This is a genomic window from Trichocoleus sp. ST-U2 (genome assembly GCF_039961875.1).
Lineage (GTDB): Bacteria > Cyanobacteriota > Cyanobacteriia > Cyanobacteriales > FACHB-T130 > FACHB-T130.
Window position 1 is genome coordinate 1 of the sequence record NZ_JAMPJY010000053.1, and the last position, 16,338, is coordinate 16,338.

Sequence of the window (16,338 nt, forward strand, 5' to 3'; positions counted from 1 at the left end):
GTATTTCATTAGCTTTACTTATGAATTACCAGGGGTGAGCGTAGAAGACAGGTGAGCGAGCGCATAATTTCAGACCTCATATTACCCCAGCGACGACTTTTGCAAGAGGTCTAATGATTCCCGGTTATTTAGTCTTAATTCCTAACGAGATGCTTTCCACCCGTCCAAAAGATTTGGTCGTTCTACAGACGCTGGGAAGAGTTGTTTGAAGGCAGCCTGTCTGAGATCTGGCTTTTCGGGGGTCATATTCCACAAGCTTTCATAGAAGAAGAATGACATCCCGGCAAATCCGCGCTGACGAACCGCTGCAACTTGCTCCTGAATTTGTGCAGCCTTAACCGGGTGAGGTTTCACGCCGCTGAGAATGCCGATGGCGACGGGGATATGGCGCTTTGCTGCTTTGACTTCTGGGCGCTCTAATTCCCCAATGAAGCGGCTCAGATCATCTCGATAGATTTGGACGATCAGTTCCTCAATCAGCCCCTGCTGTTCCCACTTCTGCCAGTCGGCTAGAAAGGAGTTGTAAGAGAATTCTTGGGGATTGGGAGAAAGGGCAAAAATAACGTTGGGTTTGCGGTCTTTGACGGCCTTGAACAACTGTTTCAGATAGGCAGTAATTTTGTCAGCCCGCCAGCGTATCCATTGAAGATCTTGGGCGTTCGCGGGAGGAGATTTCCCACCGTTTTCTTTCTTGTACAGTTCGACGGTAAAGGCGTCGTAGCCAAAATCGGCGGGAAAGCCGAAGTGGTCATCGAATTGAATGCCGTCAACATCGTATTTGCTAACAATTTCGACGACTAAATCTTGGATAAAATTCTGCACTTCGGGACGCATTGGATTCAGCCAAACTCGGTTATGCGTTCCTTCTTTCCAAGTTTGAGAACCGTCGCGTTTTTTGAGTAGCCATTCGGGGTGGCGTTTGGCGAGGTCAGAATCAGCGGGTGCCATGAAGCCGAATTCAAACCAGGGGATGACTCCCATGCCTTTTTGATGTCCCTGGTCTATGATTTCTTTGAGGATATCTCGTCCTTGTAAGCCTGGGGTGGGATCGAGCGATCGCCCGGTGACTTTTTGGGCTACCGCACTGGGATATAAGGTGTAACCCCAGTTCCAAACGGTGGGATAAACGGTGTTGAAATTTAGCTCATCAAGGCGTTGCAGGGCTTTGCTCAGGCGATCGCGCTCAAACAACACGTCACTATCAATATTCGTCAGCCACACCCCCCGAATCTCTTCGGACTGCGCGGTTGGTGGCGTCCCAGCGCTAACAATGTATTGGGAAGGGACTAATCCAGCAGTTCCGGTGGCTTGACACAAGAAAGCTGCAACTTCTGCACGACTGGCTAGCTGATTGGGATTGAGTGTCTTGACGTTGGGGTAATTGACCACGATTTGTTTTTCGGTCGCAGCAGCAATCGCATTCCGCGCATAGCTAGGAATTGCCGTTGCATCGGTAAATGCCCCAGACAACGTGCTACTCACCGCCTGAGTGGGGGAATACTTCAAACCACTCGCCAAAGATACCAACGCTTGCGATCGCGGGATTTTTTCGTTCGGTTTGAACACCCCACCCGGATAACCCGACATAAATCCCTTTTGATAGGCTTTACGAATTGCATCTACCGCCCAGGAATTTGCTGGGATATCCGCAAACTGACCGCCGCTACGAACGTCCGCTGTATTGGGGAAAGCTTTGCCAACCATCGCGGCAAACTCACCCCTGGTTACGGGTGCCTTTGGTCGAAAACTTCCATCCGGGTAGCCACTAATAATCTGCTTTTGTGCCAACTGTTCTATACAGGGTTGCGCCCAAAGTCCTTCCACATCGAAAAATTTTGTCTGAGCAAATGCGGCAGGGTTTACGAGCGTCATGGTGAAGCTAAAGGCAACCAGGAAGACAAACCAAGCTTGACGCCCAAAGGCACGGCTAAACCAAACTAGCCCGTCTGCGAAGCTCGTAAAAAGTCGTTTGACAGCGTATTTCAATCTCTACCTCAATCAGGGTGTACGAAAACTTCCCCAAATATTATGGAACCACAAATCATGACTTGGGCATTTCGGCAAAGGTTGCAGCAAGTTGACTGGGTAAAGGTCTTGGTGTCATGGAAATCAGTGGTCATCGAAAATCGCGATCGCTCCCTTTAAGGATGCTGCAAGTGCAACCAGCATACAAGTTTTGAAGTGGCTGATGATTGAAAGGATGGCGGGGTAGGTCTTGTACCTGCCCTTCTCAATACCTGGGTATCCGCAAAATGTACCCTACATCGTCCGGCAATTAGGCAGCGTTAAACTTTTTGACTGGTTAGTAGAAACAAGGGGAAATGTCTTCAGGGACGAGAGTAAAATTGGAGTAATAATCGCACGATACCGGGTTCATTAATAGGATTGGTTTTAGCGATCGCGATCGCATCTTATTTCCATCTCAAGGTGCCCACAATTGGAGCCATTCCCCAATCCTTGCCGATGCCGAAAGGGATTCCCTACTGGAATGATTTTGGATGAATTCGAGAACCGATCGATCCGGCTTTGGTACTCGCAGCACTCGGCAGGATCGAGTCTTTATTATCAGCAGTCGTGGCGGATGGGATGACCGTGAGTGAAAAACACAATAGCGATCGCGAACTCATTGGTCAAGGCTTAGTGAATATCATCGTTCCCTTCTTTGGGGGAATTCCGGCTACCGGCGCGATCGCCCGTACCGTCATCAATGTCCATTCTGGTGGGAAAACCCGTCTTTCAGGGGAACAGAAGCCTTCTTGAAGTAGAGGCGCGATCACTTCGTTGACGTTCAAATGTGGAAGGGCGCTCGCTTAATTTACTAACTTTTGCGTATTCGCATCTACTATAAGTCTGGGTTTGGCTAAGAAAGCTGAAGATTACTTAATAAATCCCCCAAAGCTGCTGTCTCCTCTGCTACAGTTTTCATTTATACAGCCAAGAAAAAAGCAGATGTGTTTCTAAATCGCTCAAAAAGAGCCGAGTCTGCTGCTGTTGCTTTGTCAGCAATTTTTCATTCTTTCGGTAGTTTCATCAGGTAGGTGTGCAATGTTTGCATAGCGGCAATCAATCCTTATGGATTTTCTGCATAAAGCTCTTTCACTTAGACACAAGCTGTAGGTGGTTTCAAAAATTAGAGTTGCGGCTTTTCATAAAATACGTAAGGTCTAGGACATTCGTATGCCGCCAACATCCAGCAAAGTAAGAGCGCTCTTAGCACATCGTAGTGTTGTCCGATCGAGCCGTTGGCATTCTATGTTCAGAGCCAGCACTTATGACTTTAAGAACTATAACGATATGTTAAGTTTTATTACATTTTATTCCTTGTTAAGGGAAAAGCCGAATGCCCCTGTGTAGCAAATAACCGGGTGTACGCATACATTCAACAACCCCTATAGGACTCTCAATCCAAGCTCAGCACTGTTCTAGCTACCTTTGGACAGGCAAGCTGAGATCACTTAAATTAAGTGATAGAGATCACGAAGCGAAAAGATAGCAGTCATTGTCCTGTTAGGACGCGATCGACCGAACGCTCCCAAAATCACCCGATATAAGGAAGCAAAAAGAAACTTAGATTGAAAAAATGTTAATTAAACTCCCTTTGGTACTCGCCATGACTGACCTTTATGATTCAGAAGATGTTCAGGCAAACCACAAGCGATCGCTCAGAAGACTCGCCAAGGCGATCGCGCTTTCTCAAGGTGAGTTCTCGCTGATTTTGGTGTCTTGTAACTATCCCCAGTTACAAGAGCAAATGGCAAAGCTGCTAAAAGAAATCTCCACGGTCGAAATTCAAGAACTCGTCCTGCATCCTTCGGTAAAGACGCTTTATACAACGATTCAAAAAACAATTGAAGATCGGCAGCCGCAAGCCTTGATGGTCTTCGGTCTAGAATCTGTGGTGGACATTAATCAAGTACTTACATCGACGAACCTCGTCCGGAATCAGTTCCGCAAGCAGTTCGCTTTTCCGCTAGTGTTGTGGGTGAGCGATGAAATTCTGCAAAAGCTGACTCGGATGGCACCAGATTTTAAAAACTGGGCGACCACCGCCATTCGATTTGAGGTTCCCAACAATCAGTCGATAGAGTGGACAGCCATCACCGCTTGAAAGAGGAGCATCCTGCAAGATGACTAACGCGCTGACAGTCTCTAGGATGACATGATCTATCTAGCCAGAACTGTATAGGCGTCATTAAATAGTCACTGGTGACTCCACATAAATTGTTGGTTCCTGCATCTTAAACTCTATGCCATACTCTATCAGATGCTTAGAGATTTTTTCGTTCGCCAATTCCAGTAGATGCTTTCGCAATTGAATCGAGTTTTCGCTGGAACCCAGAATAAAAAACGTTACTCTCGCTCTTGTTGTTTGCTTTTCTGCATTATTCATTAACGTAATATTTGTACTACCTGGATCGATCCCGAACACAGAGTCTGTACTCTGATTAATGACTTGCTGTACTAGCGCCTGTTCCCGATCTTCTAGTAACTGAAAAAAATCTAGATAAAGTAAAACCATTACTTTCTTGCCCATCGTCACATTCTCAATTTCTAAATTTGCCAATGTGGAATTGGGCACAATATATAACGTACTTTTAGCCGCCGTGCGAATCTTAGTAGAGCGCAAACCAATCGATTCAACGCGACCAAACAAACCTCCGGGTACATTGCCAATTGAAGGCAGACGAATATAATCCCCAGGAACAAAAGGGCGATCTAAATACAAAACAATCGTCCCTAAAAGCTGCTCTAGAGTCTTTTGAGCCGCAAACGCCACCGCCAATCCACCAATGCCTAAACTTGCCATCAAGCCAACTAAATTGAATTGCTGACTTTGGGCAAAAGCCAGAATGGCGATGAAGCCAATCGCAACATTTACTAAAGTCTCAATTACCAAAATCAGTTCATCAAAATCTCGACTAAATTTCCCAAGTATATCAATTCCATAAATTCGGATAAACTGCCGAAACAACCGGGATATTAACCAAGCTACGCTAATAATGACAGCTAAATCTACAAAAGGTTTGATTAATTTATAAAGGGATTGATAATCTTCAATCCAGGTTAGAGAAAGAGAGATAAGAATAAATGTACCCGCCACTCTAAACAAGTGTTTGCTTGGCTCGATTAAGTCTTCATAAATACTCGTTACTTTCTCCGATGCAAAGCGGCGGACGATTAATTTGCTGATCCCAGGTGTGTATCGTCCCAATAGCAAAGACAGGAGGACAAACAGCAAGAAAATAAGGGGTTTGGAAATATCAATTTGAAGAACCTGATAACGAATATCGGCAAGGTTTAGATTAGATAGTAATGGGTGAATCCACATAAATTGTTGGTTCTTCAATGTCGAAGACAATCCCGTAATATTTCAATTTATCTGTAATATTTTGACTCGCAATATCGAGGAGTTGACGCCGCAATCCCATCGACACTTCGCTAGAACCTAAGATAAAAAAAGTGATTTGTGCTTGCGTTTTGCTCTCGCTATCCTTGCTCAAATCTTTAAATGTAACTTCGGTGTTGCGCGAGTCGATTCCAAAAATATCCTCTGTACTGTCTAAGATGACTTGACGAATTAAGGCACGTTCTTCGTTCTGAATTTTTCGGTCGAAGTTTAAGTAGATGAGAGCCATAACTTTCTTGGCACCCGAAAAATTCTCAATATTCACCTGGGTTAAGGAACTATTCGGTACGATTACCAATGTTCCTTTGCCAGAGGTGCGAATTCTGGTGGAACGCCAGCCAATTGACTCAACTCTGCCAAAAATCCCATCTGGCAAGCCAATATAGTCATCGACAACAAAGGGACGATCGAGATAAATGACAATGCCTCCTAATACTTGTTCCAAAGTTTTTTGGGCAGCAAAGGCAACAGCTAAGCCGCCAATCCCTAAACTGGCTACTAAACCAAAAATATTAATTTTATGAGTTTCGGCAAAAATAACGATAATCAAAAATACAATAATGAAATTAGCAATTAATTTAGCCAGAATTAGCAGTTCGCTATTGATTTTACGTCCGCTGTTGATGGCAGCATCTAAGAGATAGATATCAAAAACCTGCTTAAACAGGCGAGAACCCAACCAACAGGCAGCGATCGCGAGAGATAAACTAACTGCAAATTCGATTAAACCCGACTGAAAAAAAGCCGGGATTAAGTGTATGGCAGTGTCAGCGATCGCTAGCCCAATGACAACTCCCAATAAACCCTCATAAGGCTTAACGACTTTTTGATAGGCTTCAAGAGCCTGGGAAGAAACTAATTGCACAACTTCTGAGAATTCTGGTAATTCTTCCACTTTATTACAGCAGAATGGAAATTGATAAGCTTTTCATTTAACCCGAATCTCAAGGCAAGATGTCTGAAACGTTTGTGCAGGGGGGAACAATCGCCGCGATCGCTACCGCTGTTGTTCCCCAGCAGGGGAGTGTGGGGATTGTGCGCGTATCGGGAGCGGAAGCGATCGCGATCGCGCGTACCCTCTTCCACGCACCAGGGAAGCAGCAGTGGGAATCTCACCGCATCCTCTACGGATATGTGCGCCATCCCCAGACGCATGATGTGGTAGATGAAGCACTGTTGTTGATGATGCAAGCGCCTCGCTCCTACACCCGCGAAGATGTGGTAGAGTTCCACTGCCACGGCGGAATTATGCCAGTGCAGCAGGTATTGCAGCTGTGTTTGGAGGCGGGGGCAAAATTAGCACAGCCGGGAGAGTTTACCCTGCGGGCGTTTCTGAATGGGCGTTTGGATTTGACGCAGGCGGAGAGTATTTCCGATCTCGTGGGAGCGAAATCGCCTCAAGCGGCTCAATCAGCGCTTGCCGGGTTGCAAGGGAAGTTGCAAAAGCCGATTCGCTCCCTGCGTACCACTTGCCTCGACATCTTGGCAGAAATTGAAGCCCGAATCGACTTTGAGGAAGACTTGCCACCGTTGGATGAGGCGGATATCATCGCCCAAATCGAGCAGATATTGGCAGAAACTACAAAAATCTTGGCAACTGCCGCACAAGGCGAACTCCTCCGCACTGGCTTAAAAGTGGCAATTGTCGGGCGTCCCAACGTCGGGAAATCGAGTTTGCTGAATGCTTGGAGTCGGAGCGATCGCGCCATCGTCACCGACCTTCCCGGCACCACTCGCGACGTTGTAGAATCGGCTCTGGTCGTCGGTGGAATTCCCGTGCAAGTGCTAGACACTGCCGGGATTCGGGATACTGCTGATGTGGTGGAAAAGATTGGGGTTGAGCGATCGCGCGATGCCGCTCAAGCCGCTGACTTGGTACTACTCACCATTGATGCCCAAGCCGGTTGGACGCCCGCTGATGGAGAAATCTACGAACAGGTACAACACCGCCCCCTCATTTTAGTGATTAACAAAGTTGACCTGGTTGGGGAGATTCCAGAATTTTCCCTCCCAGACACTATTCACCGGGTTGTACCCACCGCAGCCGCCCATAACCAAGGCATTGACGCCCTAGAAGAAGCCATTTTGGATGCCGTACACACCAGCAACCTCAAGGCAGCCGACTTGGATTTAGCGATTAACCAGCGGCAAGCAGCGGCGCTAACGAGGGCTAAAACTTCTTTGGAACAAGTGCTGGCTACGATTACCGATCAACTCCCTCTCGACTTCTGGACAATTGACTTGCGGGGTGCCATTCAAGCTTTAGGAGAAATCACCGGAGAGGAAGTCACAGAATCGGTTCTCGATCGCATTTTTAGCCGATTTTGTATTGGGAAATAGGTAATGAGTTTTTCAGAAGTCTCTATTACCAAAATGCATTATTCTGTAGCCCCCGTAGGTAGGGCTAATTGTTTGTATAGCCCCATTCAAGCTGAGGGCATAATCACAATACAAACAATTTAATATTATGCACAAGCACAAGCAAAACTCAGGAAAATCTACCTCTTCTAACCAGCGCCAAGCGATTCGGAAAGGATACGAACAATATAGCGTCCAAGGTTTCTACGAACAATTTGGAGATGAATACCGAAATCCTCAAGAATCCGCCATTCAAAAAGTTTTGCAACTTGCAGCCAGTCAGTGGCAGCTAGATTTTCACAAAGTATTAGACTTAGCTTGTGGCAGCGGCGAAGTAACTTTAGCGCTGCAAAGTTTAGGATGTACCAACATTGATGGCATCGATCCCTATACCTACAACGCCTATTTAAATCGCACGGGTAAAGAAGCTGAACCCTATACTTTTGAGGACATTGCCTCTGGAATTCTCAACAACCGGCATTATAGTTTGATTGTGTGCAGCTTTGCGATGCATTTGCTGCCAGAGTCACGTTTGCCGATCGTCGTTTACCAACTAGGTCTAATTGCCCATTCAATGATAATTATTACCCCAAACAAGCGACCTCACTTGAAGCCAGAATGGGGATGGCTTTGCTTAGACGAAATTATGTGTAACCGCGTGCGATCGCGGCTTTATCAGCGAACTTATGGACGAGGAGAGTAAGGCATTGCTCACCCTCTGCCCAACTTAGTTCCTCACACTTGTTTCTCGCAGCAATTGTTTAACGGTTCCGACTAGCTCGTGGGGTTCAAAAGGTTTAGAAATATAGGCATCTGCGCCTTGCTTCATTCCCCAGTAGCGATCGAATTCTTCCCGTTTGGCTGAACACATCACCACAGCTACCTTCTGGGTTTTGGAGTCGGCTCTAATTTTACGGCAAACTTCGTAGCCATTCATCCGGGGTAGCACAATATCTAGCACCACTAAATCCGGACAATTGCCCTCCATTTGCTCCAGCGCTTCGACACCGTCACAAGCCACAGTAACACTCAGCCCGCTCTCTTGAAGGAGGCGTGAGATCATCTCCCGTTGCGTGTGACTGTCTTCCACCACCAGAACTGTAGTCATAACTCCTACCTACTTACGAGGTTCAAATGTTCGCGGGAAAAAAATCAGCGCACCCCAAGTCGAATTGCCTTTGGTTAGATAAAACTTATCTACTTCCGCTCATTTTCGCTTATGAGTCTAAAAATTGTTTACGTAAATACACGTAATTTTTCCGGTTTCTTTCCGTTATATTTTAAGCGATCGCTCTGAAATCCGATGATCAATCAACGGACATCTTTGCTTAATCTTCAAAGTTCCTCCGAGTTTTTCCAGAAAAGCTGTAAAGATTATGTAAATATCCGTCTAAATACGGAGAAGCCAAATTCCGGTCAACATCCTTATACGTAAGCATACAGAGTCGTGTTTGGGTTCCGATTTTTATTCAACTCTATGTATCGGTTATAACTAATAATTTTCAATTCATGGAAGGAAAACTGCGATCGCGGCTGAACCGTCGTCGGTTTCTACTTGGCTGTACCCTGACTGGAGGCGGGATCGTTGCCGCAGATTTATTATCAAAATCTGGACAAGCACAAGTCGCTGCCCCTGCTATTGTGACATCGGATAAGATGCGTCCGCAAATCCCGTTTGGGGTTGCTAGCGGCGACATCACAGGTAACAGCGCCGTCGTATGGAGCCGTTGTAATCGCCCTGGACGCATGATTGTGAAATATTCGATATACCGAGTCATTCCGGAATGTGCAGCGGGTCCCACAACCCGCTGCCCTGGAAAACAGCGATTTCACAGCACGGATTTACCTGGCTGACTTGCCATTAGGTCAGCAGATATTCTACCGAGTCCCCTTCTAAGATTATCTGATATCAACATCTACAGCGCCCCCGCACAAGGCAGTTTCCGCACTACAAAAGTCGTATATCCGCTCTATATTTTCTCTTCCAGACTGCTCCTGGAACAGAGAATAAGTCGATCAGTCCGCAAGTACGCCGCTACGCTAACAGTATCTAGCACTTTTAGGACTTACGCAAAAACTCTCTCAAACTCTTATTCCTTCGTGCCTAAGCGCTAACGCGCAGGCTCCGCAAACGCGGTTCATTTTTCCGTTACTCGTGCGTAAGTCCTGACTTTTTAAGAAACTTCCCGCTCCATCAGCTGATTAAAGCGTTCTACGCCTTCTTTGTATCGCTGACCTTCATATCCCATGACTTTCTTGATAATCCACTCCTTGTGTTTTCCGTCTTCCAGAAGTAACGGGATCGCCAGAAGAAAAACTTCATCTTCTTGGATAAAGCGCTTAAACCAATTACACGTATCAGAGAAGCTACGTTCATGGTAATTGTAGACTTCCCCTAATATTGCCTTGAACGATAAACTGCCAATTTTTTCCGACTCTCGCCCTAGTAAAATTGAGTCTTCCGACCTCAGATGAGACTTCAATTGAGCTAACTTGTGAGAGTTGATCAGCTGCTTTCGCAAAGTGGAGAGAATGCCTGTACGAATGTGGGGAAATTTGCGATACAGGTAATCGGAGACAGCAGCATTGATGATCCCGTCGCCCAAAAATTCTAACTGTTTATTCGGCTGCTTACGCTCCTTCAAGTTCTGAAGATGATGCTCCAGAACCGGAGCGATTAAGTGCTTGACGATCCATTTCTGCGTCTGCGAGAAACGACGATCGAGGTACATTGCACCTAATAACGCTTCACATGCATCTTTAAAGGGGTTATTCACCTTCTGGCGCAGCAGGTTCCAGTCTTCACCCGAACCCAGCAACAGGTCTTCTCCTAACCCTAATTGGAACCAAAGCTTGGTCAGCCTTTCTCCCTCAACGAGCTTGTCTTGCAAAACTGAAAATTTGCTGACCTCTAGATAGGGGCAGCGTTCGTAAAGGTAGTCAGCAACCACGAAGTTGAGAATCGCCTTGCCGAGGAATTCTAACCGCTGATTGTCTTGCCCAGATTCGCCGATTTGGGTGGCAAAGGAGGTGTGGGTTAGGGCGAGGCGGAGTAGGTTCTTGTCTTTGAAACGGAGGCCAATTTTATTTTCGACCGTTTCCGGGTTCCATGCCATCTTCTTTTTCCTCTATGAAATGCCTAATTAACGAAGGCAAAAGGAAAAAGAAATTTTAGATTTGAGATTGAAAAAATCAATGGGCAATCTTAAAATTTACAACGATTTTTTCTTTTTCCTTTTGCCTTTTACTTGCCTTTATCTCGGACGCCCTAAGGTGGTGATGTACACAACCGCTTCATCAGCAGGGATACCCAAGACTTCATTCACCTGGTTATCAAAGAAGCCGCCGATGCCGCTGACGCCTAGACCAAGGTGAATGGCGGCTAAATTCAGCCGTTGCCCTAAATGACCGGCATCCATGTGTAAATAACGATAAACGCGATCGCCATACTGCGCCACTGCTGTTTTCAAATCTGCTGTGTGGAATAGCACCGCTCCCGCATCTCTACCCAAATCTTGCCCCAGGCACAGATAGTGCAATTCCTGGCGGAAATTTTTAAAGCGGATTTGCCGCAATTCCTGAGCTTTCGGTGCGTAATAGTAGCAGCCTTCCTCCAGTCCTTCTACCCCAGACACGGCGATAAAGGTTTCGATTAAATTTAAATCAAAATAGTCTGGAGAGCTATCTAAACCTTGGTCGATGTAGTGCTGGGGTTGGTAGGTGAAATCTAATAAAGCTTTCAGTTCCTCTAGAGTTAGATCTTCCCCCGTGTAGGCACGAGTCGAGCGCCGCTTGAGAATGGTTGTTTCCAAGTCGTGCAAATTTGCTGCCCAATCAATTGGCGTCGTGACGGTTGAAACCTTGAGACAGAAAGGAAAGTTGTATTTATCATCGGGAGTTGGCGGTTGCAGGACATCTTGTGAGATGGGCGTTTTGCCCGTTATCTGCTGGGTTTCCTCAATCTGCGTTGCTTGGTGGCAGTAGCCGAGCAATTCACCATCGGGGATATTAGGATAGTCCGTTTGGGTGACAGAGGGCAATGCAGTTGGGCTGAGGGGCAAGTTTTGTTTCACATCCAGCAAGTCTGCCAGAGCGATCGCGCAAATTGCTCCTTCCTCCTTTGGATCGAGGTAAAGTAACTCATTCACTGCCCGATCCGCAAACCCCCCAATTAAGTGAGGGCGGTAGTCATTCAAGGCACTCGCCAGCTCAATATTGCCCAGCAGATGCCCCGTATCCAAAAAAATCCGCCGATAAGCTCGGTCTTGATAGCGCCAAGCAGAACGGTAGAAGACGGCTGTGGTGACGAGGCACAATTGGGTACTATCTAACACCGGATGCCAAAAACAAGCTGTTTGCAGCGCTTTCCAGGCATCACTTTCCCAAAAATGAATTAAAGAATGGCTCTGAGGCTGATAGTTATAGAGTCCGGGTGGTAAAAGCGGCGTCCCACGGGAAATTAAATAAATCTCCGCGGGGTACAATCCCCCGGCGGAGGGGGCTGCCCGCAGATACATCGGATTTCCCATTGTCATTACTTTAGCCGTCAAGCCATAGCTGCAAAACAGCAGCCGCGACAGGCGACGCCATGCTTGGGTTTTTTCGCCCTCATCGACTAACGCCTCTGGTATTTCTGTTAAATAGGGCTTCAGGTCATAGGTTGAGCCAATTTTGTAGTCTTTAAAAGGCACTGGTTGACGCTCCCAGTCCAGCCCCTGGCTCTTAGAGGCGAGCGTCTGGGGATCGTATTTAGTCCGCTCGTGATAGTGCTGAGCAATTGATACTCGCAATTCTGGCATACAGCTGTCTAGCAACGCTTCCGCTTCGCCTTCCATCTTGCCATCCCCAGCAGCAAACGTGTCGTACCGTTAAGTACAAATAAATCTGTGTCGTTCTGGATTCGTCCTGTTTTAACGGTCTTTCGGGGCGAATAGCAGTTTCCCCAATTCTTAAAATTAAGATTGACAAACCCGCAGATTAACCGGCGTGCGGGGGTTCGGACGGTTGAGGGGCTGATTGCGATCGCGGATGCTTGAAGCGGTGATAGCCAACGGGAACCGCCACTAACACCAGCAAAAACGGGCTGAAAACTGCTAACCAAATCGCCAACCGGATCAAGCTGGTGGTGAGTTCGCCCAAAGAGTGCGTTGCCTGGTTCCAGGTTTCCCGAACGTCTGAACCTAAAGGTCGCGCTGGGGGAATACCTGCAACAGCTTCTTCCAAAGTTAGGGTAATGGTAGAGTAAGCGACTCGGCTGCGTAAGCTTTTCAATTGTGCATCTAGCTGTTCGATATTTTGCCGCACGTTGCTGAGTTCGTTAGCAACTTTCAAGACATCCCCCACGGAGCCGGAGCGTTCCATAATTTTGAGTAAGGTGCTTTCCTGTTTCCGCAGGTTCCGCAGTCGGGCTTCGTTATCCACGAGTTGATCGGTAACATCTTCAGCGGTGAGGGTGCGGCGCTGTACGGTTCCCAGTTTTGCCAAGAAATCGAGACTGGTTTCGAGCTGCTCTTGAGGAACCCGAATTTGCATGGATGCAGTGTGACGGGCGTTTTCGTCTTTGGGTTTTTGCTCTTGGAATTTTAGTAAGTCCCCCTGCTGTTGTTTAACAATTTTGGAGGCGATTTCAGTGCTTTTTTCGATGGAGTTGACACTCACCGATAGTTCGGCATTTTTGATCAATTGGGGGCGCTGGCGAGGCACCTGAGCCTTCGCCCCAGCAGGGCTTGCTATGTCTTGGGAGCGAACGGCTCCGGCTTCGGCTGCTGAATTTGCCATTGGCTCTGAATTTGGGGCGGTAGGCGCGAGTTGCGCCAGTTGTGTCTTTTGTTCAAAAGAAGAGGCACAACTGGTTAAAACGATGCCTCCCAGCAAGGCGCTTAAGAATAAAGAAGGTTTTAGCTTTGGATGAAGTGAGCCGTTCATTGCATAACCCCCAATTTAGTTATTGCCAGTATGCCTTACTGAAAAAAGGGGCACGCTGATTGTTGCGGTTTATGCAACACAGGGTGTTGCGGTGATAGGAAAGGGCGACGATACTTTCTCTAATCCGATGAGCGCGATCGCATCTAACGGCTTCCCTAAGCTAGATACGTGCTTTGTTAATTTACTTCACACTAGATCGAGAATTCGAGGAAAAAAGGACTGTTTTTCGTGATTGCTAACTTAGTTGAAAATGGTTGGGAAGTCATTTATCATCGCGCCCATGCCTTGCTAGCTGCTCAAATAGCGGGTCACTGGCACCAAAAAGATCGCCCAGAACGCTTGATCGAGACGGTGGCGGCAATTTCCCATCACGACGACTTAGAACGCGAGTGGGAAGGAAATCACCTCACCGAAGCGGGGGCACCCTTGGACTTTACCCTCGACAAGAAAACGGATCTCAAAAAGCTGGCTACACTGACGCAGAATTCCCGTTACCGAGGACGCTGGGTAGCTTTGTTGATTTCGATGCATACCAGCTTTCTCAATGAAGGGAAACGGGGAGAGTCGCCAGAATTGGACAAATTTCTGGATGAGCAAAAAGAGCATCAAAAGCAATGGATTAAGGGGTTGAAGATTACCCAAAAGGAAGCCGATAAAGCTTATGCATTTATGCAATGGTGCGATCGCTTCTCACTCATCCTCTGCAATCACGAGTTGCCTGCTGGTGAGCGGGCTTTGGAAATCAGCAAGGGGCCAGACGGAAAGCGCTATGATGTGGTGCAGCGTAGCGATGGGAATCTCACCGTGAAACCTTGGCCTTTTGAAGAGGAAAAGTTTACGGTAAATGTGGAAGCGTGCTATCTCAGCCAAGTGAAATTCGACTCAAATGATGAACTCACGCACGCACTTCAAGAAGCACCGATCGACCTTTTAGAGTGGACGTTAGTGAAGTCTTGACGAATGGATAATGGGTAATTGGTGATGAGTCAGTCGCAACAAACCAAAGACTCGCGACTCCTAACCATTACCCATTACCAATTTTCTAAGCATAGGGTTATCTTGACGTACTTTGATAGAATTAAGAGTTTGCACTACTCAAGATGCTTGCTCCAAGGAGTTGCCCCTATGGCCCGGATGTATTATGACAACGATGCCAACTTAGATTTATTAAGCGGAAAAACCATTGCTATCATCGGCTATGGCTCTCAAGGTCACGCCCACGCCCTCAATCTCAAAGATAGTGGCATGAATGTCATTGTCGGGCTGTATCCGGGTAGTAAGTCGGCTCAAAAAGCGAAAGAAGCTGGTTTAGCTGTCCACACGGTCGCTGATGCTGCCGCAGCGGCTGATTTCATTATGATTCTGCTGCCTGATGAGGCACAAAGAACAGTTTATACCAATGAAATTGCGCCGCATCTAACCGAAGGAAAGGTATTAGCCTTTGCCCACGGCTTCAATATTCACTTTGGTCAGGTTGTCCCGCCTGAGAATGTAGATGTGGTGATGGTAGCACCGAAGGGGCCAGGACATTTGGTGCGACGCACTTACGAACAGGGTGAAGGTGTACCTTGTTTATTTGCGGTGTATCAAGATGCCACGGGACAAGCACGCGATCGCGCGATGGCTTACGCGAAAGGTGTCGGCGGTACTCGTGCGGGGATCTTAGAAACCACTTTCCGGGAAGAAACTGAAACCGATCTATTTGGCGAACAAGTTGTGCTTTGCGGCGGCTTAAGTGCGCTGATTAAAGCGGGTTTTGAAACGCTTGTTGCTGCTGGCTATCAGCCGGAATTGGCTTATTTTGAATGTCTCCATGAAGTCAAACTCATTGTTGACTTGGTTGTGGAAGGCGGTTTAGCCAAAATGCGCGATAGTATCTCCAATACTGCTGAGTATGGCGATTTGACCCGTGGCCCTCGGATTGTCACCGACCAAACCCGCACTGAGATGCGGAAAATTCTCCAAGAAATTCAATCGGGTCAATTTGCTCGTGAATTTGTGTTAGAAAATCAATCTGGAAAAGCCGGATTTACAGCGATGCGGCGTCAGGAAGCCGAACATCCTATTGAGGACGTTGGCAAAGATTTACGGGCAATGTTTAGCTGGTTGAAGAAAGTGTAAGCAGTTAGACAGGAAACTTACCTTGGATAAAAACCCGCTTTCTTTAAATAGAGCGGGTTTTTAAGTTTTTGCAATACTAATTTATTCTTTTGATGCTTTAATTCAGCTTCTCCCCAAGGATTGCAGCACTAACCGGAAAGTATTGCTGCTTAGCGAGTATGTGTAAAGTTTTATATGGGAAAAAATCGGCTTACCGACAACTTTCATTTTTCTTTATAAATGCGCTCGGAAGTACCAGTCATCGGTAATGGATAATGGGAATAAACATCTTCCCCTAACCCATTACCCATTGACTATTTGATTCCTTTTTCCTCTTGTTCAATCGCTTTTTCGGTTCGCTCGTAAACATTTCTGGGTTTCTTGGTAGGAAATAATCCCAGTAAAGAATTATTCAAAGCGGTTCGGGTGTTGAAACTAGCTGTACTTAAGGGTTTTGGCAGAACGCGATCGCCAAAACCAATAAACATCAAAGCTAAAATAATCACCAATGGCGTAACTGTTTTTTTATCCACAATCGTATGAAAATT

The 16,338-nt window shown here is 46.7% G+C and carries 15 protein-coding genes and 1 pseudogene; 7 read left to right on the top strand and 9 right to left on the bottom strand.

The features are described from left to right. Positions 1 to 141: 141 nt before the first annotated feature. Positions 142 to 1,986 carry a family 10 glycosylhydrolase gene (locus NC996_RS24150; protein ID WP_190686771.1) on the bottom strand — a complete coding sequence of 615 codons (1,845 nt, stop codon included), beginning with the start codon at positions 1,984 to 1,986 and terminating at the stop codon, positions 142 to 144. Positions 1,987 to 2,355: 369 nt separating this feature from the next. On the opposite strand from NC996_RS24150, the pseudogene NC996_RS24155 reads away from it, so the two are divergent. Beyond that, positions 2,356 to 2,742: pseudogene (locus NC996_RS24155) on the top strand (SulP family inorganic anion transporter); the annotation flags it as partial. Positions 2,743 to 3,580: 838 nt separating this feature from the next. Beyond that, positions 3,581 to 4,108, top strand: coding sequence for a hypothetical protein (locus NC996_RS24160; protein WP_242028965.1), 528 nt, complete (start codon positions 3,581 to 3,583; stop codon positions 4,106 to 4,108). An 84-nt stretch (positions 4,109 to 4,192) separates the two neighbouring features. On the opposite strand, the gene NC996_RS24165 is transcribed toward NC996_RS24160, so the two are convergent. Both NC996_RS24165 and NC996_RS24170 read right to left on the bottom strand, forming a co-directional pair. Further along, complete coding sequence (locus NC996_RS24165; RefSeq protein WP_190686774.1) at positions 4,193 to 5,329, bottom strand: mechanosensitive ion channel domain-containing protein; 1,137 nt, start codon at positions 5,327 to 5,329, stop codon at positions 4,193 to 4,195. Next, positions 5,304 to 6,302: a mechanosensitive ion channel domain-containing protein gene (locus NC996_RS24170; RefSeq protein WP_190686778.1), complete on the bottom strand. Its 999-nt coding sequence runs from the start codon at positions 6,300 to 6,302 to the stop codon at positions 5,304 to 5,306. The genes NC996_RS24165 and NC996_RS24170 overlap by 26 nt, the downstream gene beginning before the upstream one ends. 59 nt (positions 6,303 to 6,361) lie before the next feature. Here NC996_RS24170 and mnmE point away from each other — a divergent pair, with 59 nt between their 5' ends. Both mnmE and NC996_RS24180 read left to right on the top strand, forming a co-directional pair. Continuing rightward, entirely contained in the window at positions 6,362 to 7,747 is a 1,386-nt protein-coding gene (gene mnmE, locus NC996_RS24175) for a tRNA uridine-5-carboxymethylaminomethyl(34) synthesis GTPase MnmE (protein WP_190686780.1), read from the top strand. A gap of 127 nt (positions 7,748 to 7,874) precedes the next feature. After that, on the top strand, positions 7,875 to 8,468 hold the full coding sequence (locus NC996_RS24180) for a class I SAM-dependent methyltransferase (protein ID WP_190686783.1): 594 nt from the start codon (positions 7,875 to 7,877) through the stop codon (positions 8,466 to 8,468). 24 nt (positions 8,469 to 8,492) lie between these two features. Here NC996_RS24180 and NC996_RS24185 read toward each other — a convergent pair whose 3' ends face one another. Continuing rightward, complete coding sequence (locus NC996_RS24185) at positions 8,493 to 8,873, bottom strand: response regulator (protein WP_190410155.1); 381 nt, start codon at positions 8,871 to 8,873, stop codon at positions 8,493 to 8,495. A gap of 394 nt (positions 8,874 to 9,267) precedes the next feature. Then, positions 9,268 to 9,543: a hypothetical protein gene (locus NC996_RS24190; protein ID WP_347277048.1), complete on the bottom strand. Its 276-nt coding sequence runs from the start codon at positions 9,541 to 9,543 to the stop codon at positions 9,268 to 9,270. 8 nt (positions 9,544 to 9,551) lie between these two features. On the opposite strand from NC996_RS24190, the gene NC996_RS24195 reads away from it, so the two are divergent. Beyond that, positions 9,552 to 9,662, top strand: coding sequence for a hypothetical protein (locus NC996_RS24195; protein ID WP_347277049.1), 111 nt, complete (start codon positions 9,552 to 9,554; stop codon positions 9,660 to 9,662). Between the two features lie 277 nt (positions 9,663 to 9,939). On the opposite strand, the gene NC996_RS24200 is transcribed toward NC996_RS24195, so the two are convergent. The 3 genes from NC996_RS24200 to NC996_RS24210 form a co-directional block, all read right to left on the bottom strand. Then, a complete protein-coding gene (locus NC996_RS24200; protein WP_190428564.1) occupies positions 9,940 to 10,881 on the bottom strand; it encodes a ribonuclease III domain-containing protein in 942 nt (313 codons plus the stop codon). 138 nt (positions 10,882 to 11,019) lie between these two features. Beyond that, positions 11,020 to 12,564 carry a SagB/ThcOx family dehydrogenase gene (locus NC996_RS24205; RefSeq protein WP_190410178.1) on the bottom strand — a complete coding sequence of 515 codons (1,545 nt, stop codon included), beginning with the start codon at positions 12,562 to 12,564 and terminating at the stop codon, positions 11,020 to 11,022. Positions 12,565 to 12,742: 178 nt separating this feature from the next. Next, positions 12,743 to 13,690, bottom strand: coding sequence for a DUF4349 domain-containing protein (locus NC996_RS24210; RefSeq protein WP_190686786.1), 948 nt, complete (start codon positions 13,688 to 13,690; stop codon positions 12,743 to 12,745). Between the two features lie 228 nt (positions 13,691 to 13,918). Between NC996_RS24210 and NC996_RS24215 the strand changes: the two genes are divergently transcribed. Then, complete coding sequence (locus NC996_RS24215; RefSeq protein ID WP_190410159.1) at positions 13,919 to 14,647, top strand: DUF3891 family protein; 729 nt, start codon at positions 13,919 to 13,921, stop codon at positions 14,645 to 14,647. Between the two features lie 168 nt (positions 14,648 to 14,815). Further along, positions 14,816 to 15,811, top strand: coding sequence for a ketol-acid reductoisomerase (ilvC, locus tag NC996_RS24220; protein WP_190686790.1), 996 nt, complete (start codon positions 14,816 to 14,818; stop codon positions 15,809 to 15,811). A gap of 293 nt (positions 15,812 to 16,104) precedes the next feature. Here the strand turns inward: ilvC and NC996_RS24225 are convergent, their stop codons facing one another. Further along, the gene (locus NC996_RS24225) at positions 16,105 to 16,323 is read right to left on the bottom strand and encodes a hypothetical protein (protein ID WP_190428575.1); all 219 of its coding nucleotides are present in this window, start codon (positions 16,321 to 16,323) and stop codon (positions 16,105 to 16,107) included. Between the last annotated feature and the right edge of the window lie 15 nt (positions 16,324 to 16,338).